Here is a 270-nt window from a genome sequence, read left to right as displayed (position 1 = left end):
ACCTGTCTGATCGACTAATTCATAGTAAGCTACATCCTTATACGAGAAGATCCCTAAGTTAAAGAAATTGAACTCGGCTAAGGCAACAAGTTCTTTTGTCCCTACGATAGCTGCTTTCAAATCGTCTTTTTCATCAACGACGACTACTTGCTCAGTAAATAAAGCTTGTACACCAACAGGGACTGACTTCGTTGGCTTTTCTTCAGGTAAAGTTTTGAGTTCTTCGCGTAACTCTAATAATTTCCCCTTAAATGTCAAAAATGTCTGCTC

At 38.9% G+C, this 270-nt stretch carries 1 protein-coding gene; it reads right to left on the bottom strand.

The features are described 5' to 3' along the window. The coding region (locus KVT45_RS55370) for a hypothetical protein (RefSeq protein WP_217562719.1) at positions 1–270 on the bottom strand (270 nt) is incomplete at both ends.

It is taken from the genome of Streptomyces sp. GbtcB6, assembly GCF_019091475.1.
In the GTDB taxonomy this organism is placed as follows: Bacteria; Actinomycetota; Actinomycetes; order Streptomycetales; family Streptomycetaceae; genus Streptomyces; species Streptomyces hyaluromycini.
This window is presented reverse-complemented; position numbering and strand designations above follow the sequence as displayed.